This is a genomic window from Streptomyces marinisediminis, assembly GCF_026262575.1.
Classification (GTDB): Bacteria; Actinomycetota; Actinomycetes; order Streptomycetales; family Streptomycetaceae; genus Streptomyces; species Streptomyces marinisediminis.
This window is the reverse complement of record NZ_JAPKFL010000059.1, coordinates 1-5,303: the sequence shown is the minus strand read 5'-3', so window position 1 is coordinate 5,303 and position 5,303 is coordinate 1. Positions and strand designations below refer to the sequence as shown.

Sequence of the window (5,303 nt, the reverse complement as noted above, 5' to 3'; positions counted from 1 at the left end):
GTCGAGTCGACGATGAAGGCAAAGGCGGCAAGTTATGCCAAAAAGCCCAATCCAGACATAAGGCCTACCGTTCTGTCGTTAGATGAAGAGCAGGCTGCCGGGTGCTCAGTAGAGACTGGCGCGGCCTGCCAGTGGAGGCGCGGTAGTCAGCTAGCAGTTGACTGATCATCATGGAGTAGTGCAAGTGACCCTGTTGGTGCAACCCGACACGCCGTCACCCGACTCACAGGTCTGGGCAGGGCTTCAAGCCGTTGGTAAGATCGGCTGCAGTCCGTGACGAGGGGGAAACGGTCAGCAGTCACGGAGGTCATGCTGTGAAGTGGGGGCGGGTATGGACAGCCAGACGACCGACGCTGCAGTAGTCGACGTAAGGGCACTTGGCACTGAGGTGCCTGATGCTGAAGTCAGCGTGACCATCGGCCCGCAGTTTCTGCAACTGTTCAGCGAGCAGTTGTACAAGTCGCCTAACAAGACCTTCGAAGAACTAATTTCGAATAGTTGGGATGCAAAGGCAACCTCTATTCACGTGGGCTTTAGTCCCAATCTCAGTACCGAAGATGCCATTGTGTGGGTCCTGGACAACGGCGAATCCATGGACGTTGAAGGATTCAAGCTGCTCTGGTCGGTGGCTCACTCCACGAAAGCGCATCGGGTATCCGAGAGGCCACTGATTGGCAAATTCGGCATCGGTAAGCTTGCAACCTACGTTCTGGCTCATCAGTTGACGTATATATGCAAGTTTGCTGACGGGATTATACGTGCCGTTACCATGGATTATCGGCAAATCGGTGGCGACCCAACGGCACTGCACATCGAACCTCTTCCGCTTCCCGTTCGCGTCCTTAGCGAGGAAGACCTTGAAACCTTTCTTGACAGCCTGGGGGGCGGAGACAGGATTCGTGACTCGCTGAAGGCGTTGAACAATGCCGAAGTTTGGGACGAGTATCAGGAATTCGGCGGCTCTATACCTCCTAAGCCTGAGCCTTCCGGGACGTGGACCCTTGCACTGCTAACGGATCTCAAACCGCTGGGTCGTGAGATGCAGCAGGGACGCATTCGGCGCATGCTGCGTACGAGCCTCCCACTTGGGGGTAACGTCAGCATCGTATTTAACGGTGAACCCTTGAAGTCATCCAAATTGGATACTGCGGTTTCTGAGGCTTGGGTGATCGGTGATAATGCGGATATTACCCATATCACCTTGAAGGGCGACGAACCCGGGCAGGACGAGGTCATATCCGTCGTGGCTCACTCGACTCCGTACCCCCACGTGCTGATCGAGGGGCTCGGAGAGGTTACCGGCACGGTAACGCTCTATGAGGATTCCATCTCCAAAAAGAAGAGTGACGCCAAGGGTGCGTCAAACGGTTTTTTCGTCAACATCATGGGGCGATTGGTTAATTATGAAGACCCTTATTTTGGTCTGAGTAACCTTAACCACTCGGCCTGGGCAAAGTTCCGCGCCGCTGTTCGTGTGGATGGGCTTAATGCGAGCCTAGCAGTGAATCGCGAGGCGGTTCTTGAAAGTCGTGAGCTGGAGATTGCGCAAGCTTTCCTGAAGGAACTCTTCAACCTGGCCCGCACAACCCACGACAAGGCCAAAAAAGCTGCCTGGCCCGACGCTGGAGAGGTCCTGACGGAGACGTGGGGAACTGTTCCTCTCGAACCGTTGCAGCGTGCCATTGAGGATGGGCTTCAGAGCCAGAGCCTGCCCAGTTTTGTTCTTGGTTCTGAAGAGGAGCCGACGAAAGAGCAAGTTGACTCATGGGATACGGTTGAGACACCAGCTGATGTTATTAGTGGTGTCACTTTTGAATCCCTCGACGGTGATGCACACCTCGTGGTCTACGATATTTCTACGCGACGCATCATCATCAATGAGAATCATCCCTTCGCACGCGAGTACGCGTCCACGCACGAGTTGCGCCTACTGTTGCGAGACAGTTCAGTTGTCGAACTCCTCAGCCGCGCTTACATGATCCAAATGGGCGTGGATGAAGCAACACTCGGTCAAGTTGATCTGCATCGAGACCAGTTGTATAGGTTGGTCGCGAGGCTTCGCCGGCGTAGCGGAGCTCAGATCGCTGAACTTCTTGAGGAAGCCGCGGTTCACTCGAACGACAAGGCTTTGGAACAAATCCTCGGGGACGCCCTTGAAAGCCTTGGATTTGTCGTGGAGCGTCTGGGCGGCTCCAACAATCCCGAGGGTGTGGCGCGAGCGCCGATCACGAAAAAGGGTGCCGCAAAGAGGGCCTCGTACGCTGTCACTTATGACGCCAAGTCATCGATAAACAAGAAGGTCAAGACTGGCAATGTCGGGGTGGCGGGGCTTGTTCGACACCGCAATGATCATGCGGCTGACTTTACTCTGGTAGTAGGGCCCGAGTTTGAGAGCGGGGCTTTGACTCGTGAGTGCACCCAGCACAAGGTCACTCCAATGCGTGCGCGTGATCTAGGCACGCTGGTTGTACTAAATGCCACCAAGGGCCCTATGGACCTGGAACGTCTGAAGGACGTATTCACGCTCTATGCCCCAGACGAGGTGCATGAGTTTGTTGAGGGCCTGACGGAAGAAGTAATTTCTCTTCAACACCTCAGCTACACTGACCTTTTCTCTGCCCTGCATGAGATCGGTTTTGATGAGCCCGACATGCTCACTACGCCGGTGATCGCTAAAACGATCCGCGATCAGAGCGGGAACAAGGAATTCCCGACCAAAAAGGACGTATATGCCGTACTCCATGGCATGTCGATCCTCGCGCCTAACATGGTCCGAGTGCAGGGAGACAACGTCTTCTTGGGCGCTCGTCCTGACAAGCTCAGGGATGCTATTCTTGCGCAACTTGGGAAGATCCCTACGGAGCTTACAAGTGATCTGACGGGCATCCTCTGAGAGTTGGGTAAGTAAGTGACTGGTGTTCGAGGGCATGCCGTTCATCCGTTCCCGGCTCGCATGGCGCCTGAGATTGCTCTCGATGAGTGCAGGACTCTGCCGCCTGGCAGCGTCGTGCTGGACCCGATGGTCGGGTCTGGCACGACGCTAAGGGTGGCCTCTGAAGCGGGTTGCAGAGGGATCGGATTTGACGTTGATCCACTGGCCGTAAAAATCTCTTCCGTTAACACTGCAATCATTGATCCTCTTGAGTACGCAGCAGCCGCTGAACGCCTTCTTGGTGCTGCGAAGGCGTTCACTCAAGCGCCGGCTATGCCGGTATTGGACGAGGATGCAGAAACGCGGAAGTTTGTAGAGTTCTGGTTCGCGGAGTTGCAGCGGGGAGCGCTAAGAAGACTTGCCGCCGCTATTGAAGAAGTCTCGGAAGGGCCTATAAAGAACGCGCTGTGGGTTACTTTCAGTCGACTGATCATTACTAAGGATCGGGGTGCCTCGCTAGCGAGGGATGTTAGTCATAGTCGTCCGCATAGGGTTGGTAGCACAAACGACTTCGACGTCTTCGCTGAGTTTTCTCGGGCTGCGGCGAAAGTTGGGCGGATCCTTTCTGCGCGTAATGTGAGAGGATCTGTAAACGTTCAGTTGGGTGATGCGAGAAATCTGTCGGTGACAGGCGACTCTGTGGACTTTATTATTACCTCGCCACCCTACCTGAATGCTATCGACTATCTACGCGGTCATCGTATGGCTCTTGTGTGGATGGGGTATCGGATCGGCGAGCTCCGTGAAACTCGAGGCACCTCTATTGGTACGGAACGCGGCTTGGTATTGGATGGTGAGGATCCCGAAGTTAACCGAATGAGGAGAGCCATCGGTGAGGTCGATAAACTCAAGCCGAGACAGCAGAAGATGATTGATCGTTATCTCGTCGATCTGTTGGTGCTGTATAAAGAGCAGGCGCGCTGCCTTCGCGCAGGTAGTCACGCTGTTACAGTGATCGGGAACTGCTCAATGAGCGGCAATTTCATGCAAAATGATGAAGCTTGCGTAGCGGCGGCAGAGATGTCTGGCCTTACTCTTGTCGGCCGCAGAGAGCGAGAGTTGCCGGAGAATCGGCGCTATCTTCCGCCGCCGAAAGCGGCCGAAGGTAGTTTGAATCGGCGCATGCGCACGGAGACCATCCTTAAGTTCGAGAAGGTGCTCATGCCCACGTGAGCGCACGCCGTTGCGTAGCGGTCGGTGGAGCGGCTTTGGGCTGGAGATGCTTTGGGGCGACTGATCATGGCCCCGTAAGTTTTCGGCGAGTCGGGTAGTCTGTGGGCCTGCCCGTTAAAGCACGACGTTGGGGCCATGATCTTAGAGGCTCGCCCCAAAGTGGCTGCCAAAAGCCGTGGAGCCGGCCGCCCCAGCCACTGAACCGTTCCGGGTTCGGTAGAGACTCGATTTCATGTAAGGATTGAGTCATGGCACGCCCCTCCTCCTATCCTTTTGAGCTGCGCAAACGAGCGGTCCGTATGGTCGCCGAGGTCCGCGGTGACTACCCGAATCAATCGGCCGCACTGAAGGCAGTCGCGCAGAAGCTCGGCATCGGTTCGGCTGAGACGTTGCGGAACTGGGTGAAGCAGGACGAGGTCGACTCCGGTCGGCTGCCGGGTACGACCACCGAGGAGTCCGCCCAGCTCAAGGCGTTGAAGAAGGAGAACGCCGAGTTGAAGCGAGCCAACGACATCCTGAAGGCTGCGGCGTCTTTCTTCGCGGCCGAGCTCGACCGGCCACACACACGCTCGTAGCGTTCATCGACGAGCACCGGGCCCGCTTCGGCGGGGTCGAGCCGATCTGCCGCGTGCTCACCGAACACGACTGCAAGATCGCCCCCTCCACCTACTACGCCCACAAGAAGCGACTGGCCGCTCCGTCCGCCCGTACCGTGCGGGACACGGAACTCAGGGAGCTGATCCACCGGGTCCATACCGACAACTACCGCGTCTACGGGGCCCGGAAGATCTGGCGCGAGCTGAACCGGCAGGGTCACGCGGTGGCCCGCTGCACCGTCGAACGGCTGATGCGCGAGCTGGGCATCGCGGGCGCCGTCCGCGGAAGGAAGGTCATCACCACGATCCCGGACCAGCAGGCCGAGCGTGCACCGGACCGGGTGGACCGCGACTTCGTCGCCACCGCGCCGAACCGCTGCTGGGTCGCGGACTTCACACATGTGACGACCTGGGCCGGCGTCGTCTACGTCGCCTTCGTCGTGGACACCTTCTCCCGTCGCATCGTCGGATGGTCCGCCGCGACGTCGAAGGAGACCCAGCTCGTCCTGGACGCTCTGGAGATGGCACTGTGGCAGCGTGACCGCGATGAACACCCGTATGTTCGGGGTGAGTTGCTACACCACAGCGATGCGGGCAGCCAG

The 5,303-nt window shown here is 57.3% G+C and carries 4 protein-coding genes; all 4 read left to right on the top strand.

The annotated features are described in order from the left end of the window. The first annotated feature begins 331 nt into the window (after positions 1-331). Entirely contained in the window at positions 332-2,893 is a 2,562-nt protein-coding gene (locus OSB71_RS23935) for an ATP-binding protein (protein ID WP_265950896.1), read from the top strand. A gap of 60 nt (positions 2,894-2,953) precedes the next feature. Beyond that, positions 2,954-4,105: a DNA methyltransferase gene (locus OSB71_RS23930; RefSeq protein ID WP_265950895.1), complete on the top strand. Its 1,152-nt coding sequence runs from the start codon at positions 2,954-2,956 to the stop codon at positions 4,103-4,105. 248 nt (positions 4,106-4,353) lie between these two features. Next, on the top strand, positions 4,354-4,680 hold the full coding sequence (locus tag OSB71_RS23925; protein ID WP_265950894.1) for a transposase: 327 nt from the start codon (positions 4,354-4,356) through the stop codon (positions 4,678-4,680). Positions 4,681-4,685: 5 nt separating this feature from the next. After that, a partial coding sequence (locus OSB71_RS23920; RefSeq protein WP_265950897.1) for an IS3 family transposase occupies positions 4,686-5,303 on the top strand: 618 nt, incomplete at its 3' end.

What these genes read in the sequence shown, in the direction of transcription:
- OSB71_RS23935 (WP_265950896.1), top strand. Translation starts at nt 332, where the DNA reads ATGGACAGCCAGACGACCGACGCTGCAGTAGTCGACGTAAGGGCACTT.
- OSB71_RS23930 (WP_265950895.1), top strand. Translation starts at nt 2,954, where the DNA reads ATGGCGCCTGAGATTGCTCTCGATGAGTGCAGGACTCTGCCGCCTGGC.
- OSB71_RS23925 (WP_265950894.1), top strand. Translation starts at nt 4,354, where the DNA reads ATGGCACGCCCCTCCTCCTATCCTTTTGAGCTGCGCAAACGAGCGGTC.